At 71.6% G+C, this 15,957-nt stretch carries 15 protein-coding genes; 13 read left to right on the top strand and 2 right to left on the bottom strand.

Annotation, left to right across the window (positions count from 1 at the left end):
- Nucleotides 1–53 precede the first annotated feature (53 nt).
- From STRVI_RS27630 to STRVI_RS27615, 4 genes are read left to right on the top strand one after another with little or no spacing between them, the layout of a single operon-like run.
- Nucleotides 54–980, top strand: coding sequence for an ABC transporter ATP-binding protein (locus tag STRVI_RS27630; protein WP_014058931.1), 927 nt, complete (start codon nucleotides 54–56; stop codon nucleotides 978–980).
- Entirely contained in the window at nucleotides 977–1,792 is an 816-nt protein-coding gene (locus tag STRVI_RS27625; RefSeq protein WP_014058930.1) for an ABC transporter permease, read from the top strand. The genes STRVI_RS27630 and STRVI_RS27625 overlap by 4 nt, the downstream gene beginning before the upstream one ends.
- Nucleotides 1,793–1,810: 18 nt before the next feature.
- A complete protein-coding gene (locus tag STRVI_RS27620) occupies nucleotides 1,811–3,148 on the top strand; it encodes a sensor histidine kinase (protein WP_014058929.1) in 1,338 nt (445 codons plus the stop codon).
- The gene (locus STRVI_RS27615; protein WP_014058928.1) at nucleotides 3,145–3,750 is read left to right on the top strand and encodes a response regulator transcription factor; all 606 of its coding nucleotides are present in this window, start codon (nucleotides 3,145–3,147) and stop codon (nucleotides 3,748–3,750) included. The genes STRVI_RS27620 and STRVI_RS27615 overlap by 4 nt, the downstream gene beginning before the upstream one ends.
- Nucleotides 3,751–3,852: 102 nt before the next feature.
- Here the strand turns inward: STRVI_RS27615 and STRVI_RS27610 are convergent, their stop codons facing one another.
- Nucleotides 3,853–4,854, bottom strand: a complete 1,002-nt coding sequence (locus STRVI_RS27610; RefSeq protein ID WP_014058927.1) for an alpha/beta fold hydrolase — start codon at nucleotides 4,852–4,854, stop codon at nucleotides 3,853–3,855.
- Between the two features lie 283 nt (nucleotides 4,855–5,137).
- Here STRVI_RS27610 and STRVI_RS27605 point away from each other — a divergent pair, with 283 nt between their 5' ends.
- From STRVI_RS27605 to STRVI_RS55650, 7 genes are all read left to right on the top strand, one after another.
- Nucleotides 5,138–6,292 carry an inorganic phosphate transporter gene (locus STRVI_RS27605; protein WP_014058926.1) on the top strand — a complete coding sequence of 385 codons (1,155 nt, stop codon included), beginning with the start codon at nucleotides 5,138–5,140 and terminating at the stop codon, nucleotides 6,290–6,292.
- Between the two features lie 30 nt (nucleotides 6,293–6,322).
- Nucleotides 6,323–6,556, top strand: a complete 234-nt coding sequence (locus STRVI_RS27600; RefSeq protein ID WP_014058925.1) for a hypothetical protein — start codon at nucleotides 6,323–6,325, stop codon at nucleotides 6,554–6,556.
- A gap of 20 nt (nucleotides 6,557–6,576) precedes the next feature.
- A complete protein-coding gene (gene ppk2 / locus STRVI_RS27595; RefSeq protein ID WP_014058924.1) occupies nucleotides 6,577–7,569 on the top strand; it encodes a polyphosphate kinase 2 in 993 nt (330 codons plus the stop codon).
- Between the two features lie 217 nt (nucleotides 7,570–7,786).
- Nucleotides 7,787–8,725: a phosphate/phosphite/phosphonate ABC transporter substrate-binding protein gene (locus STRVI_RS27590; RefSeq protein WP_014058923.1), complete on the top strand. Its 939-nt coding sequence runs from the start codon at nucleotides 7,787–7,789 to the stop codon at nucleotides 8,723–8,725.
- A complete protein-coding gene (phnC, locus tag STRVI_RS27585; RefSeq protein ID WP_014058922.1) occupies nucleotides 8,722–9,666 on the top strand; it encodes a phosphonate ABC transporter ATP-binding protein in 945 nt (314 codons plus the stop codon). Before STRVI_RS27590 ends, phnC begins: the two co-directional genes overlap by 4 nt.
- A complete protein-coding gene (gene phnE / locus STRVI_RS27580) occupies nucleotides 9,667–11,475 on the top strand; it encodes a phosphonate ABC transporter, permease protein PhnE (RefSeq protein ID WP_014058921.1) in 1,809 nt (602 codons plus the stop codon).
- Between the two features lie 66 nt (nucleotides 11,476–11,541).
- On the top strand, nucleotides 11,542–11,673 hold the full coding sequence (locus tag STRVI_RS55650; RefSeq protein ID WP_286012062.1) for a hypothetical protein: 132 nt from the start codon (nucleotides 11,542–11,544) through the stop codon (nucleotides 11,671–11,673).
- Here STRVI_RS55650 and STRVI_RS27575 read toward each other — a convergent pair.
- Nucleotides 11,663–13,009, bottom strand: a complete 1,347-nt coding sequence (locus STRVI_RS27575) for a family 43 glycosylhydrolase (RefSeq protein WP_043239937.1) — start codon at nucleotides 13,007–13,009, stop codon at nucleotides 11,663–11,665. The two genes, STRVI_RS55650 and STRVI_RS27575, sit on opposite strands and share 11 nt — an antisense overlap.
- Before the next feature lie 221 nt (nucleotides 13,010–13,230).
- Here STRVI_RS27575 and STRVI_RS27570 point away from each other — a divergent pair, with 221 nt between their 5' ends.
- Nucleotides 13,231–15,249 carry an aconitate hydratase gene (locus STRVI_RS27570; RefSeq protein WP_014058919.1) on the top strand — a complete coding sequence of 673 codons (2,019 nt, stop codon included), beginning with the start codon at nucleotides 13,231–13,233 and terminating at the stop codon, nucleotides 15,247–15,249.
- A gap of 120 nt (nucleotides 15,250–15,369) precedes the next feature.
- Nucleotides 15,370–15,942: a YceI family protein gene (locus STRVI_RS27565; RefSeq protein ID WP_014058918.1), complete on the top strand. Its 573-nt coding sequence runs from the start codon at nucleotides 15,370–15,372 to the stop codon at nucleotides 15,940–15,942.
- Nucleotides 15,943–15,957: the final 15 nt, after the last annotated feature.

Raw genomic sequence — 15,957 nt, 5'->3', positions numbered from 1 at the left:
CGCATGACAGACCGCACTGCCACCGGGCCCGTCGCGCCGGGAGTCTGGAATGCATGGACACTGTGATCGAAACCGCCGACCTACGGCGGCACTATCGGGGCTTCGAGGCCGTGCGCGGCATCGACCTCACGGTCGCCCGCGGTGAGCTCTTCGCGCTGCTGGGGACCAACGGGGCCGGTAAGACCTCCACCCTCGAGGTCTTGGAGGGGCAGGCCACTCCCACCGCCGGAACCGTCCGGGTGCTCGGCCGCGACCCGTACCGCGAACGCGCCGCCGTCCGCCCCCGTATCGGCGTGATGCTCCAGGAGGGCGGCTTCCCGACGGAGCTGACGGTCACGGAGACCGCGCGCATGTGGGCGGGCTGCACCAGCGGCGCCCGCCCCGTGGCCGAGGCCCTGGAGCTGACCAGGCTCTCCAAGCGGGGCGCGGTGCGGGTCAAGCAGCTCTCCGGTGGCGAGCGCCGGCGCCTCGATCTCGCGCTGGCCCTGCTGGGACGGCCCGAGGTGCTGTTCCTCGACGAGCCGACGACCGGCCTGGACGCGCAGTCCCGCCGCGAGACCTGGGAGCTGATCCGGGAGTTGAAGCAGCAGGGCACGACGGTGCTGCTCACCACCCACTATCTGGAAGAGGCCGAGCAACTGGCCGACCGGCTGGCCATCATGCACGCGGGGCGGATCGCCACTTCGGGGCGGGTTGCCGACGTGGTCGCCGAGCGGCCCTCGCGGATGAGCTTCGAGCTGCCCCGGGACCATTTCCTGGGCGATGTGCCGCCGCTCGCACCGCTGGGGGTGACCAGCTACGAGGAGACCGGGGGGACGGTCCGGCTGGAGACCGCCGATCTGCAGCGCACGGCCACGGCGCTGTTGTTGTGGGCCCGGGACAGGGATGTGGAGTTGCGTGGTCTCGACGTCCGGTCGGCCACGCTGGAGGAGGCGTTCATGGAGATCGCCAAGGGCCTGGACAGCGAGGAGGCACGATGACGACGTCAGCAGCCCGTACGGCACGTACGTCCGTGGCCACGGCCACCCGGCGCACCGCCGCCGACCGCATGACCGCCCTCGGCCGCGCCGAGCTGACGCTGCTGCTGCGCAGCAAGGCGTCCCTGGTCACCGCGGTGATCCTGCCCAGCACGATGGCCTTCGCGATGCGTGGCACGGTCGAGGAGCTGGACCTGGGCGGCACCGGCCTGTCGGTGGCCACCGTCATGCTGCCCGCCGCGCTGGCCATGGCACTGCTCTTCTCCGTCTACACGTATCTGGTCGGTGTGTACGTGGTGCGTCGCGAGGGCCTGGTGCTCAAGCGGCTGCGCAGTGGCGAGGTACGCGACTGGGAGATCCTCGTCGGCAGCGCGCTCCCGGCGTTCCTGCTGGCGGTCGTGCAGTCCCTGCTGCTGGCGGTAGGGATGACCGCGTTCCTCGACGCGGACGCACCGGCCGCGCCGCACCTGGCGGTGCTCGGTCTGCTCGGTGGTGTGGCGATGCTGGTCGCCGGGGCGGCGCTGACGGCGGCGTTCACCCGGACATCGGAGAGTGCTCAGATGACGTTCCTGCCGTTCTTGCTGGTGACCATGGCCGGCTCCGGGGTCTTCGCGCCGCGTGAGGTGATGCCGGACACGATGGCCGACGTCGCCGCCTGGCTGCCGTTCTCGCCGGTGATGGACCTGCTGCGGGGCGGCTGGACGGATGACCTGGCCGCTGTGGATCAGCTCCGGGCGGTGATCCTCGCGCTGGCATGGACGGGCCTGGCGGTGTTTGCTGTGCGTCGGCGGTTCCGCTGGGGACCGCGGAGTTGAGAAGGGCGGGAGCCCGAGGTGGCGGAGCCCGAGGTGATGGAGTCAGAGGTGGCGGAGCCCGAGGTGGCGGAGGCCGTGATGACAGGGCCCGAGGTGGCGCGGCCCGAGGTGTCGCGGCCCGCGGTTACGGGGCCGGGGAGCATGAGCGTGGAGACCTGGGTGGAGCGGCTCGGGGGCCCGGACGGCCCCGAGCGCTACCGCCGCTACACCCTCGGCTCCCTCGCCTTCTTCGCCGCCACCGAGGCCGCGCTGTGGGCGTTCTGGGTCAAGACGTCGGACGCCGGCGCGCTCGGGTCGGCCCTGGTGGCGGCGGTGGGCGCGGCACACGTCGGCGCCCAGCTGCTGCTCTCCCGCGCGGCCCTGCGCCGCTACCTCGGTGCCGGACCCCGTCCGGTCGGGCTGGTCGCGCTGTACGTCGCCGCCACCGCGGCCATGGCCGCGCTGGGCTGCGCGCTGCTGGTGACCGGCCGCATCGGGGACCGGGACCTGGCCCCCTACCTGTTCTGGCTGCTGATGTTCTACGCCGGCCCGCCGATGCTGGCGCTGCCGCGCCGCGCCGGGGTGGCGCTGGTGGGGGCGGTGCCGGTGGCGGCGCTCGGCGCGGCGGTGGTGAGCGGGCTGTCGGGGGAGCCGCTGGCCTTCGCCGTCGGCGCGATCCTGTTCATGGTGCCGTTCATGGCCACGGCGATGCGGGTCACCGGCTGGAGCGTGCGGCTGATCGAGGAGCTCGCCAAGGCGCGGGCGACACAGGCGCGGCTGGCCGTCGCGGAGGAGCGGCTGCGCTTCGGCCGCGACCTGCACGATGTGCTCGGCCGCAACCTCGCGGTGGTGGCGCTGAAGAGCGAGCTCGCGGTGCAACTGGCGCGGCGGGGCCGGGAAGAGGCGGTGGCCCAGATGGAGGAGGTGCAGCACATCGCGCAGGAGTCACAGCGGGAGATCCGCGCGGTGGTCCGCGGCTACCGCACCGCCGACCTGCTCACCGAGCTGGCCGGGGCCCGATCCGTACTGGAGGCGGCCGGGATCGACTGCCGGATCGAGAACGGTCCGGCGGCGCGGCTGCCCGCGCACACGCAGGCGGCGCTCGGCTGGGTGGTCCGCGAGGGCACGACGAACATGCTCCGCCATGCGCAGGGCGCTTCGCGCTGCGAGGTGTCGGTGCGCGCGACGGTCTCGGGCTGGGTGGCGCTCGTGATGGAGAACGACGGTGCAGGTACGGGCCCCCGGCCCGGCACCGGCAGCGGCCTGCCGGGGCTGCGCGAGCGCCTGGTCGAGGTGGACGGCACGCTGACCACCGAACGGCGCTCGGGCGGGATCTTCCGCCTGACCGCGACAATTCCCTGGGAGACGCCCGAATGATCAGGGTTCTGCTCGCGGACGACGAACACCTCATCCGGGGCGCCCTCGCCTCCCTCCTCGCGCTGGAGGACGACATCACCGTGGTGGCGGAGGCCGGAACCGGCGACGAGGCGCTGGCCATGGCCCGGGCACACCGCCCCGACGTGGCCGTCCTGGATCTGCGGATGCCCGGATGCGACGGGGTGTCGGTGGCGGCGACGCTGCGGGAGGTGGTGCCGGAGTGCACGTCGATGATCGTCACCAGCCACGCCCGGGGCGGGGCGCTGAAAGAAGCGCTGGGCGCGGGCGTGCGCGGTTTCGTGCCGAAGACGGTGTCCGCGCGGCGACTGGCGGAGATCATCCGTACGGTGCACACGGACGGCCGCTACGTCGACCACGAGCTGGCGGCGGACGCCATCGCCGCGGGCGAGTCGCCACTCACTCCCCGCGAGGCGGAAATGCTGTCGCTGGCCGAGGACGGGGCACCGGTGGCGGAGATCGCGTCCCGCGCCGCGCTGTCCCCCGGGACGGTGCGCAACTATCTGTCGGCCGCCGCGGCCGAACTCGGCGCGGAAAACCGCCACGTGGCGGCTCGCGTCGCCCGCCGGCACGGCTGGCTGTAGCCGCCCTGGCCAGCAGATGCCGCCCTGGCCAGCAGATGCCGCCCTGCCCAGCGGATGCCGCCCTCCCTGCGCGAAGAACACGACGGCGCGAGCCGGCCTTCGTCAGCGCGACCGCCGACGTCGGCGGCGGCCGAGGACAAGGGCCCCACCGCCCAGCAGAAGGGCCGCCGCGCCCCCGGTCACCCACGCGGCGGCCGTGTCGGCGGGCCGGGACTCCGCCCCGGCGCGGGAGTCGGAAGGCTTGGCGGCGGGCGACGGCCGGGCCGAGCCGGTGGCCGTGGCGGCCTTGATGATGAGGTCGGTGACCTCCTGCGGGTGGGCGATCATGGCCACGTGGGAGGAGTTGATCTCCACGGTGTGGGAGTGGGCGCGCTTGGCCTGGAAGCGCTCCTGCCGGGGGTTGATGGTCTTGTCCTGCTTGGCCACGAGGACCCAGGACGGGATCTGCCGCCACGCGGCCACCTTGGCCTTCTCCGAGAACGCGGCCGTAGTGGCGGGCCGTTGGGTCGCCGCCAGCAGCCTCGCCGTACTGGCCGGGAGGTCCGCGGCGAAGACCCGGTGGAGCTTGTCCCGCTTGAGGTACAGGTCCTTGCCCCGCACGCTGCCACCGGCCCGGTAGGGGACCGTCCTCATGGCGGTGGAGAGCTCGCTGGGGAACCGGGCGCCCAGCGACTGGCCGCTCTCGCCCTTGTCGGGCATCAGGGAGGACACGTACACCAGCGACTTCACCCGGGGGTGGCCCGCCGCGGCCGAGCTGATGACCGCGCCGCCGTAGGAGTGGCCCACCAGCACGATCGGGCCCTTGATGCTGTCCAGGACGGAGGCGATGTAGGTGGAGTCGGTGTACAGACCGCGCAGCGGGTTGGCGGGGGCGATGACGGGGTAGCCGTGGCGCTCCAGGCGCTGGATGACACCGTTCCAGCTCGAGCCGTCCGCGAACGCGCCGTGGATCAGCACCACCGTGGGTTTTCCGCCGGACGTGTCGTCCCGCGCGGCGGCCGGGGCCGCCACGGTCGCGCACACCGCCACGGCGCACCCGGCCGCCGCGACGCGTGCGCGGGCCAGTCCGCGTCCGGGGCCGAGAGCCGGAGTCGCCACCATCATGTTCCCGCTTCCCTTGAGGTGTTCTGAGGGATTCGCCTGAGATCTTCGCATTGGCTTCCCTCTTGAGGGCTATGCCTCCTCAACGTTCGCGGGACCCGTGGCGCCCGGCCGCGCGGCAGGGTCCGACCGGGTGAGAGCGGCAGGGTCCGACCGGGTGAGAGGGGTCTCATCCACCGCGGTGACACCGCGCTGACAACGATGCCCACGACCTGCGCGCGTCGTTCTTGTACTGCCTTTGCCGCGAGTTCGCCGAGCATTGTCCTGAGCTTGTTTGCATGCAGGAATGGACCACATCACCTTCTTGGTGGCGGTCGTCATCGTCACGGCCCTCGCCTTCGACTTCACCAACGGCTTCCACGACACGGCCAACGCGATGGCCACCTCCATCGCCACCGGCGCGCTCACCCCCAGAACCGCGGTTCTGGTGAGCGGGATCCTCAACATCGTCGGCGCCTTCCTCTCCACCGAGGTCGCCAAGACCATCTCCGGTGGCATCGTCGACGACACCTTGGTCACCCCAGGCATGATCTTCGCGGGGCTGGTCGGGGCGATCCTCTGGAATCTGCTGACCTGGCTGGTCGGGCTGCCGTCGAGTTCGTCGCACGCGCTGTTCGGCGGTCTCATCGGGGCCGTGTGGGTCGGTGCGGGCTCGCACGGCGTGCACTTCGACAAGGTCGTCGAGAAGGTGCTGATACCCGCGGTGGCCTCGCCGATCGTGGCCGGTGTCGCCGCGCTGCTGGCCACCTACCTCGCGTACCGGCTCACCGACCGCGCCCGCAAGAAGTCGGTGACCAAGGGCTTCCGGATCGGTCAGATCGCCTCGGCCTCGCTCGTCTCCCTCGCGCACGGCACGAACGATGCGCAGAAGACCATGGGTGTCATCACGCTGACCCTGATCTCGGCGGGCTCTCTCGGCCACGACGCCGGTCCGCCGCTGTGGGTGATCGCCTCCGCGGGGCTCGCCATCGGCCTCGGCACCTACCTGGGCGGCTGGCGGATCATCCGCACCATGGGCAAGGGCCTGACCGAGATCCAGTCGCCGCAGGGCTTCGCCGCGGAGACCGCCTCCACCACCGTCATCCTCACCTCCGCGCACCTGGGCTTCGCCCTGTCCACCACGCAGGTCGCCTCCGGCAGCATCCTGGGTGCCGGGCTCGGCCGACGGCTGGCGGAGGTGCGCTGGGGTGTCGCGGGCCGCATGGTGATCGCCTGGATGGTCACGCTGCCCGCCGCCGCGCTGGTCGGCGGCGTCTCCGCGAGCGTGGTCACCAACGGCGGCAACATCGGCGCGGCGGTCGTCGCCCTGGTCGGTGCGGCCCTCGCCGGGGGCATCGTGCTCCTCTCGCGCCGGAACCCGGTGGACGCGAAGAACGTCAACGACGCCCACGAGGTCACCATCCGCACCGAGCCGCCGGCCAACGTCGGCACGGCCGCGTAAGTCCGCCTGAATCACGGAGAGTTGAAAGCGATGCATCTCGACTGGAGTGCACTCGGCCAGGTCGCCGCGGTGAGCATCGGCGTCACCATTGCCGTGGTCACCGTCTTCGCCCTCGGCGTCCTGGGCCTCGCCCGTATGGAGGCAGCCCGTGAGGAGAACGGCACCGGCTCCACCGTCGGCCTCACCCAGGCCGGCCTGTGCTTTGTGGCGTGCGCCGCGGTGGTGGCGTACGGAATTTATCTGATTGTGCCGCAGTTCCGCTGAGAGCCGAAAGGAAGGACTGGATGACAACGCCGCCCTTGCTGTCCGAGCTGTCCGACCTGCGGGTCGACTACAGCGACCACGACGACCCCGTGCTCATCCGGCCGGACGGAAGCCCGGTCGACACCTGGCGGGAGAACTACCCGTACCCGCAGCGCATGGAGCGCAAGGAGTACGAGTGGCACAAGCGCCTGCAGCAGATAGAACTGCTGAAGCTGCAGAGCTGGATCAAGGAGACCGGACGCCGGCTCGTCATCGTCTTCGAGGGTCGGGACGCGGCAGGCAAGGGCGGAACGATCAAGCGCTTCACCGAACACCTCAACCCGCGCGGCGCACGGGTCGTCGCGCTGGAGAAGCCCACCGAGCGCGAACGTGGCCAGTGGTATTTCCAGCGGTACGTGGAGCATCTGCCGACCGCGGGTGAGATCGTGCTCTTCGACCGGTCCTGGTACAACCGGGCCGGCGTCGAGCGGGTCATGGGCTTCTGCTCGCAGGACGAGTACCAGCGCTTCACCCGGCAGGCGCCGCTGTTCGAGCGGATGCTCGTGGACGACGGCGTCGACCTGGTGAAGTTCTGGTTCTCGGTGTCCCAGAGCGAGCAGCGCACCCGCTTCACCATCCGCCAGGTGGATCCCGTACGGCAGTGGAAGCTCAGCCCGATGGACCTGGCCGCTCTGGACCGCTGGGACGACTACACCGCCGCGAAGGTGGCCATGTTCCGGGAGACGGACACGGAGTACGCGCCGTGGACGGTGGTCAAGAGCAACGACAAGAAGCGGGCCCGCGTCGAGGCCATGCGCAGCGTGCTCGCCCGCTTCGACTACACCGACAAGGACGAGGAGGTCGTCGCCGTCGCCGACCCCCGCATCGTGGGCGCTGCGGCGGGCCTGCTGGAGGCGGGCGAGGCCGACACCAACGACACGAACGACGCCACCAACGCCACCAACGCCACCAACGACACGAACGACGCCACCACCGACGCCACCGACGACAGCGGCGACGTCGGCCGGCGCTGACGCGTACAAAGCGAAACCAGGCAACCCGGGGGTCCGGCACGACGGTGCCGGACCCCCGGGTTGTCCGGTCAAGCCACCCGTTGTCTCCCGCACCGTTCAGACAGCCGTAACCGACGGCGAGGGGCGTGCACACCTGTTCTCCGCAAGGTGGGCGTTATCGCCGGTGCCCTCAGCTCCCCGAGAGGCCCGAATCGCCCCACCGCTCGAAGGACGACCCATGCCTCGCCACCTCCGCCTTCCCCTCGCCGCCGCGCTGCTGCCGCTCGTGCTCACGGCCTGCGGCGCCAGTGCCTCGGACAACGGCTCCACGTCGGAAGGACGGGATCCCGACTCTCTGGTGGTCGCGGCGATCCCGTCCGAGAACTCCACCTCCCTCGCCCAGCAGTACGCCCCGCTCGTCAAGCTGCTGGAGGCCGAGACCGGCAAGAAGGTCCAGATGCAGAAGGCGACCAGCTACGCCGCCGTCATCGAGGCGCAGCGGGCGCACAAGGCGGACGTCGCGCTCTACGGGCCGCTCTCCTACGTCGTCGCCAAGGACAGCGGAGTGGGTGTGAAGCTGGCCGGCGCGCTGGTCACCGCCAAGGGTGCGAAGCCCGGCTACAAGTCGTACGGCATCACCCGCAGCGGCTCCAAGGACATCAACAGCCTCGCCGATTTCAAGGGCCACAAGGTCTGCTTCGTGGACCCGACCTCGACGTCCGGCTATCTCTATCCGCAGGCCGGTCTGCTGAAGGCGGGCGTGCAGGCCGCCGACTACACCAAGGTCATGGCGGGCGGTCACGACGCTTCGGCGCTGTCGGTCGCCTCCGGCGACTGCGACGCGGGTTTCGCCTTCGACACCATGGTGGACAGCGACCTGATCAAGCAGGGCAAGCTCAAGAAGGGCCGGCTCAAGACGGTCTGGAAGTCCTCCGAGATCCCCGGCTCGCCCGCCGCGGTCTCCACCGACCTCACCGCGAGCCTGCAGAAGAAGATCATCGACGCGTTCCTGACCAAGGGCAACGCCGACTACATGGAGTCCAAGGGCTACTGCTCCGGCGACGGCTGCAAGATCGACGACAACTGGGGCTTCGCCGCGGTGAACGACTCCGACTACGACAGCGTCCGCGCGGTCTGCGACGCGACCAAGGACGCGCAGTGCAAGGACCGCTCGTGACGGCCCCGGCCCCCACCGCCACCGCGGCCACTGCCACCGGCTCCCCGGTCACCGCCGGGGAGCCGGTGATCCGGCTGGACGGTCTGACGAAGCGGTTCGGCACCGGCGCCGACTCGCTGCTCGCCGTGGACGATGTGTCGTTCGAGGTGCGGCCCGGCGAGGTCGTGGCGCTGCTGGGGCTCTCCGGCTCCGGCAAGTCGACGTTGCTCTCGCTGCTCGACGGCCTCCAGGCGCCGACCTCCGGTGACGGCACCGTCCTCGGCACCGCGCTGGCCCGGGCCGGCCGGTCCGAGCTGCGTGCGCTGCGCCGCCGGATCGGCTTCGTCTTCCAGCAGTTCCACCTGGTCGGGCGGCTCAGCGTGCTGGAGAACGTGTGCACCGGCGCCCTCGGGTCGCTGCGCGGACCCCGGCTGGGGCTGCTCAGCTACCCGCGTGCGGTGCGGGAACGCGCACTGGACGGGCTGGAACAGGTGGGCCTGGCCGCACACGCCTTCCAGCGGGCGGACACCCTGTCCGGCGGCCAGCAGCAGCGCGTCGCCGTGGCCCGCGCCCTGATGCAGGAACCGGGCCTGCTGCTCGCCGACGAGCCGGTCGCCTCCCTCGACCCCGAGTCCTCGGCGCAGGTCATGCGGCTGCTGGCGCGCGTCGCCCAGGAGCGGGAACTGACCGTGCTGTGCAGCCTGCACCAGGTCGATCTGGCCCTGTCCTGGGCGCACCGGATCATCGGCCTGCGGTCGGGCCGGGTCGTCATGGACGTGGCCACGGAGGGCATCGACCGCGGGACGGTGATGCGGTTGTACGAGGAGGTGGCCGCCGGGAGCGCCGAGGGCGTGGCCGCCGCCGTCGCGGCCGGTTCGGCCGTCCCTCCCCGCCCCGCTGCCCCTCCCGGATCCGTCCCCGCCCCGGTGGCCGCGTCGGCGGCTTTCACGAAGGGGGACTGAGTGTCCGTAGTCGACCATCATCCCCCGACCGCGCCCCCCGCCGCCCCCGGTCCCGGCCCCGGCGCCACGCGCCCGCACCGGCGGACCCTGGCCCGCCCCACCGCGGCCGGGCTCAGCGCGGCCACGGCCCTGCTGCTGTGTGTGATCGGCGGGGTGTGGGCGTTCATCGCGCTCCGGCTCAACATCGCCACGCTCGCCGACAGCGCAGACAACGCGGTGGCCTTCCTGCCGCGGACGTTGCCACTGGACTTCCCGCCGGCCGGTGAACTGTTCTCGCTGATCTGGCAGACGCTGGCCATCGTGGTCTCCGCCACCGTGCTCTCGGTGGTGCTCAGCGTGCCGCTGGCCCTGCTGGCGGCCCGCAACACCACTCCGGGGACAGCCGCCCGTCTCGCCTCGCGCGGCGTGATCGTGCTCTGCCGCGCGGTTCCCGAGGTGGTCTTCGCCATCGCCGCCTTCCGCGTCTTCGGACTGGGCGGGATGACGGGTGTGGTGGCGCTCGGCGTCCACTCCGTCGGCATGGTGGGCAAGCTGTACGCCGACGCCGTCGAGCAGACCGACGAGGGCCCGCGCACCGCACTGCGCGCCACCGGCGCCGGCCGGCTGCAGCAGATCACCGCCGCGGTGCTGCCGCAGGCGCTGCCGTCCCTGGTGGCGACCGCGCTGCACCGCCTGGACATCAACCTGCGCGCCTCGGCCGTGCTCGGCTTCGTCGGCGTCAACGGTCTGGGGTACGCGCTGTCCACGGCGATCACCACCCTCGACTACCAGCGGGCGATGGCCATCGCCCTGGTCCTGCTGCTGCTCTGCTTCGTGGCCGAGTCGATCTCCGGTGCCATCCGGCGCACGCTGCTCCAGGACGTCACCGCCGCGCGGCGGCCCCGGCGCCGGCGGCCGGAGCGCCAGGGGGCGCGCCGCGTCGAGCGGCCGGGCGACACGGCTCCGTCCCGCCCGTCCTCCGGCGCCCCCGCGGCCACCACCGCTATCGCCATCGCGGTGTCCCCGGCAGACGGCGGCACGGCCGTACGCCGCAGCCTGCCGCGCTGGGACGCCCGCCGGATCCGCCGCACCACCTGGCTGGTGCTCACCGTCGCCCTGGTCGTGGCCTCGGCCGTGCGCTCCGGTCTGTCCTGGAACACGTTGCGGCGCGGCGCCGAGTCGTTCTTCCCGACGGTGGGCGACTTCCTGCCGCCCGGCACCGGTGGGATCGGCGACCAGCTCTGGGCCGATCTGTGGGTCACCCTGCAGATCGCGCTCGCGGGCACCCTCATCGGGCTGGTCCTGGCACTGCCGCTGGGCACCCTCGCGGCGCGGAACGTGGTGGGGTCGCCCCGGGCGGCCCGGTTCTTCCGCACGGTCATCCTCCTGGTGCGGGCCATCCCGGAACTCGTCCTGGCGATCGTCTTCGTCGTCGTGACCGGCCTGGGCGCGGTCTCCGGCGCGCTCGCCCTCGGCGTCGGTTCGGTCGGCCTGCTCGGCAAACTGGTGGCCGACTCCCTGGAGGAGACCGCCCCCGGCCCGGCCCGGGCCCTGGTCGCCACCGGTGCCCGCAGGCACCAGGTGTTCTTCGGATCCGTCCTGCCCCGGGCCTGGCCGGCGGTGGTGGGACACCTGCTGTACCAGTTGGACGTGAATCTGCGCTCGGCGACCCTGCTCGGCATCGTCGGCGCCGGTGGCATCGGCTACGACCTGCTGAACGCGGCCCGGGTCCTGCAGTTCCCGGTGGTCACCACCATCGTCCTGATGGTGCTGGCGCTGGTGCTGCTCATCGAGGGGCTGGCCGTCTGGGTACGCAAGGTGTACGCCTGACGCCCGGCACCGGGCGCCCGGCACCGGTACCGCGCACCACCGCTCACGCAAGGCCGCCGCCAACTCTTGCAGGGCGGATCGGGCGGCCGCCCGGCTGACGCCGAAGCGGGCGGCGATCTGGTGCTCGCCGGCGACCCGGAGTCCCGCCCCGACAGCGTCCGGATCATCGTCGAGCTCGAGGGCCCGGTCACCCCCTGACCCGAGCCCGCTTCCGGCGCTGGACATAGAGGCGGTTGCCCTCGGGGCCGGTCCATTCCAGCCGCACGACACCGGGGACGGCGGCGTCGGCGATGCGCGACGGGTGCGACCAGTAGCCGAAGTTCGGGTTGCGGAAGAACGTCGCCCACAGCTGGCCGCCGTGATCCACGAAGAAGTTGTTGTGGCCCGCCCCGACACCCGCGGTCCAGCGCTGGGAGTACGGCCCCTCGAAGGTGTCCGAGACGGCCACGACGGCGTCGTACTGGTACTGCACACGGCCGGGGCCCGGTGGGTCGTAGGCGTAGCGCGTGCTGCCGTCGGAATCGATCGACGTACGGTCCCACGCGGCCTGGACGAGGTAGTACTTGCCCCGGTACTTGAACACGTACGCGCCCTCGAGATACGGCTCGGGGGAGTACGGCATCTGCTGGAACGTGGGGAGCTTGGTCGTCGGGTCGATGTCCTCCATGTCGTTCCGGAACGGCGCGTACAGGTCGTTGTGGAGCACGAGCCACGCGTCGTCGCCCTCGGTGTAGAGGCTGCCGTCGATGTGGTGGTAGGCGCCGGGCTCGATGAAATCCGGCCCTCCGATGAACGATTCCCCGAAGGGCTTGTCGAGGTTGCCCTCGATGAGCCGGTACGGGCCCTCCACCCCGCCCTCGCTCACCAGCAGGAACGAACCCACCTTCCGGGAGTGGTCGCCCATGCACGCGACGAGGTACCAGGTGCCGCGGAAGTAGTGCAGCTCCGGGGCCCAGACCTGGCCGCGCTTGCCGAACCGGTCGTCGTACCAGTACTCCTGCCACGGAGCGACGACCGTGCGCCCGGGCCGGTTCTCGCCGACGAACTCGGGCGACCACACCTTGCCCCGCTCGGCGCCGGGCCGGATGCCGGTCGTGTCCACCAGCCGCCATGGCCCGCGAAGCGATGGGGAGACCCACACGAAGATGCCGTCGTTCCACGGGCCGGCCGCGCTGAGCCCGGGCACGCGGGTGGTGCCGGTGGCCACGTAGATCGGGCGGCCGTCCACGACAAAGCAGTTGACGTAGGTGTCCCGCATCCAGACCAGGCCGCGCTCCCGGTCGCGGGGGCGCCGTTCGAGGGGGAGGACGAAGGAGTTGTCCTGACGCGGCCACAGGTCAGGCCGGGTGTCCGCGAGGCCGTAGGGCTCGAGTTGGGGCCAGTTCGACGGGTGTCGCCGCATCGGCGCGAGCTCCGTGGGTGACGCCTGGGCCGCGGTCGCGGGCAGTCCCGCCGCGACTCCCAGGGACCCGGCGACTCCGGTCAGCAACGTCCGTCTGTCGATGTGCAACCTGTTCTCGGAGTTGGTCGGCATGGAGCACAGCATGCGAACGCCCGCCGATTTTCGTCAAGAGTCAGTACAAAAATGATCCGGAGGGGGCCGGATCGCAAAGAGGCGGCTGCCGACCGCGCATCCGCAGCGCCCGGCCGTCACCCTGGCCGCCGGCGATGGGTGCAGTATGGGGGTAGCTGACGGGAACCCGCTGGGGGGCGCCCGGAGGGCCCGGACGCTCCGCCCCGAAAGGCGGTGGATCTATGGATCTGCCCCGTGCTCGTGCGCACGGCACCGTGACGCAGCGGCTGATCGGCGATCACCTGTTGTCCGGCCGCATGGAGCCGGGGGAGGAGATCGCGCTGCGCGTGGACCAGACGCTGACGCAGGATGCCACCGGCACGCTGGTGATGCAGGAGCTGGAAGCGCTGGCCCTGGACCGGGTCCGGACCGAGGCCAGCGTGCAGTACGTGGACCACAACATCCTGCAGGCCGACGAGCGCAACGCCGAGGACCATCTCTTCCTGCGCTCGGCCGCCCGCCGCTTCGGCCTGTGGTTCTCCAAGCCCGGCAACGGCGTCTCACACCCCACACACATGCACCACTTCGGCGCTCCCGGCAAAACCCTCGCCGGTTCGGACTCGCATACCTGCGCCGGCGGCTCTCTGGGCATGCTGGCGATCGGCACCGGCGGCCTGGAAGTGGCACTCGCCATCGCCGGACGGCCCCTCCACCTCACCATGCCCAAGGTCTGGGGCATTCGGCTGACCGGGGAACTTCCTCCCTGGGTGAGCGCCAAGGACGTGATCCTGGAGCTGCTGCGCCGTCACGGGGTGCAAGGAGGCGTCCAACGTGTCCTGGAGTACCACGGACCCGGTCTGGCCTCCCTCACCGCGATGGACCGGCACGTCATCGCGAACATGGGGGCCGAACTCGGCGCCACCACCACCGTCTTCCCCTCGGACGAGGCGGTGCGCGGCTTCCTCGACGGGGTGGGGCGTGGCGATGACTTCGTCGAGATCACCGCGGAACAGGACGCGTCCTATGACCTCGACGAGGAGATCGACCTGTCGTCCCTGGAGCCGCTCATCGCACGGCCCACGTCTCCGGGAAACGTCGTGCCGGTCAGGGAGGTGGCCGGAGAGCCCATCGCCCAGGTCGTCATCGGCTCCTCCGCCAACCCCGGATTCCGCGACTTCGCCGTCCCGGCCGCCATGGTGGCCCGGCGGCAGGTCCCGGCCGGGGTGAGCTTCGACATCAACCCGACATCCCGCGAGATCCTCCAGGACCTGACGCGCCGCGGCGCGACGTTCGACCTGGTCGCCGCCGGTGCCCGGATCCACCAGTCGGGCTGTCTGGGCTGCATCGGTATGGGACAGGCACCCGCCTCGGGACGCAATTCCCTGCGCACCTTCCCGCGCAACTTCCCCGGCCGCTCCGGCACCGAGGACGACGCGGTGTGGCTGTGCTCACCGGAGACCGCCACGGCCTCCGCGCTGACCGGCGTCATCACGGATCCGCGCGACTGGGCCGACCGCCTCTCGGCGGCTCCTCCCGCGCCGGACCTACCCGACCCGCCCGCGAACAACGACGCCATGCTGGAGCCGCCGCTGCCACCGGACGAGGCCGCGCGCGTATCGCTGGAACGCGGCCCCAACATCTCCGCACTGCCGGAGCTGGATCCGCTGCCGGACAGCCTGCACGGCCCTGTCCTCCTCAAGGCCGGTGACGATGTCTCGACCGACGAGATCTCCCCGGCCGGGGCGGCCGCCCTGCCCTACCGCTCCAACATCCCCAAGCTGGCGGGATTCACCCTCACCCGGCTGGACCCCGACTACCCGCGGCGCGCCGAGGCGGTCCGGGAGGACGGCGGGCATCTCATCGTCGCCGGTGCGAACTACGGACAGGGCTCTTCCCGCGAACACGCCGCCATCACGCCGCGCTACCTCGGGCTGCGAGCCGTCATCGCCAAGTCCTACGCCCGCATCCACTGGCAGAACCTCGCCAACTTCGGTGTGCTGCCACTGGAATTCGAGGATCCCGCCGACTACGAGCGCATCGAGACCGACGACCGGATGCATCTGTCCGGGCTGCGCGAGGCCCTCTCCCCGGCCGGTGCCCCGACACTTCGCGTCCGCAACGCGACCCGGGACGAGGAGTACGCCGTCCGCCACCGTCTCTCCCCCCGGCAGCGGGAAGCGGTTCTCGCCGGTGGCGTCATCCCCGCCATGACACCGCCTTCCGGAGCGGGACCGCCGGCGTCACACCGGCCCGGCGCCTGAGCGGTCGTCGGCGTCGGCGGCCAGGCCGGGCAGCGCACTGCGAGCGCGCCCTGACGTCGCCACTGGACGTACCGGAACACCTACCGGGAAAGCCCCTGGTCGTCGCGTACGGTGAGTGCTGTGACACTGAGTGAGGGAAGCCATCGCCTCGGACCGCCGGGCGGACGACTGCTGATCAAGACCAGCCGTACCGGGCTCGGCCGGAGGGCGGGGCACGATCTGACGATCGAGGCCACCCGATGGTCCGGGGAGGCGACGGTGGTCGACCGTGCCCCCGAGAAGTCGTCGGTGACCGTGACGGTCGAGGCGGACTCGTTGCGCGTCCGGGAGGCGACCGGCGGGCTGAAGCCGCTCTCCGAGGGCGACCGGGCCGAGATCGAACGGACCCTGAAGGGCGAGGGTCTGCTGCACACCGCGGAGTACCCCACGATCACCTTCCGCTCCACCCACATCACCGGAACGCCCGAGTCCTTCGAGATCACGGGCGATCTCACCATCAAGGGCCGGACCCACCCGGTGACGGTGCACGGGAGATGCGATCCCGAGGGGACACTGCGCGGCTGGGCGTCCGTCACCCAATCCACCTGGGGCATCAAGCCGTACAGCGCGTTCCTGGGTGCGTTGAAGCTGTCCGACGAGGTCCGCGTCGAGTTCGAAGTGACCGGGTCGGAACCGGCACCCGGCCCCGGATAGTCGCCGGGGCCGGGT

Source organism: Streptomyces violaceusniger Tu 4113 (assembly GCF_000147815.2).
Taxonomy (GTDB): Bacteria; Actinomycetota; Actinomycetes; order Streptomycetales; family Streptomycetaceae; genus Streptomyces; species Streptomyces violaceusniger_A.
This window is presented reverse-complemented; position numbering and strand designations above follow the sequence as displayed.

Excerpts from the sequence above, each read along its gene's own strand:
- STRVI_RS27630 (WP_014058931.1), top strand. The coding sequence starts at position 54 with ATGGACACTGTGATCGAAACCGCCGACCTACGGCGGCACTATCGGGGC.
- STRVI_RS27625 (WP_014058930.1), top strand. The coding sequence starts at position 977 with ATGACGACGTCAGCAGCCCGTACGGCACGTACGTCCGTGGCCACGGCC.
- STRVI_RS27615 (WP_014058928.1), top strand. The coding sequence starts at position 3,145 with ATGATCAGGGTTCTGCTCGCGGACGACGAACACCTCATCCGGGGCGCC.
- STRVI_RS27610 (WP_014058927.1), bottom strand. The coding sequence starts at position 4,854 with ATGATGGTGGCGACTCCGGCTCTCGGCCCCGGACGCGGACTGGCCCGC.
- STRVI_RS27605 (WP_014058926.1), top strand. The coding sequence starts at position 5,138 with ATGGACCACATCACCTTCTTGGTGGCGGTCGTCATCGTCACGGCCCTC.
- STRVI_RS27600 (WP_014058925.1), top strand. The coding sequence starts at position 6,323 with ATGCATCTCGACTGGAGTGCACTCGGCCAGGTCGCCGCGGTGAGCATC.
- ppk2 (WP_014058924.1), top strand. The coding sequence starts at position 6,577 with ATGACAACGCCGCCCTTGCTGTCCGAGCTGTCCGACCTGCGGGTCGAC.
- STRVI_RS27590 (WP_014058923.1), top strand. The coding sequence starts at position 7,787 with ATGCCTCGCCACCTCCGCCTTCCCCTCGCCGCCGCGCTGCTGCCGCTC.
- STRVI_RS27575 (WP_043239937.1), bottom strand. The coding sequence starts at position 13,009 with ATGCCGACCAACTCCGAGAACAGGTTGCACATCGACAGACGGACGTTG.
- STRVI_RS27570 (WP_014058919.1), top strand. The coding sequence starts at position 13,231 with ATGGATCTGCCCCGTGCTCGTGCGCACGGCACCGTGACGCAGCGGCTG.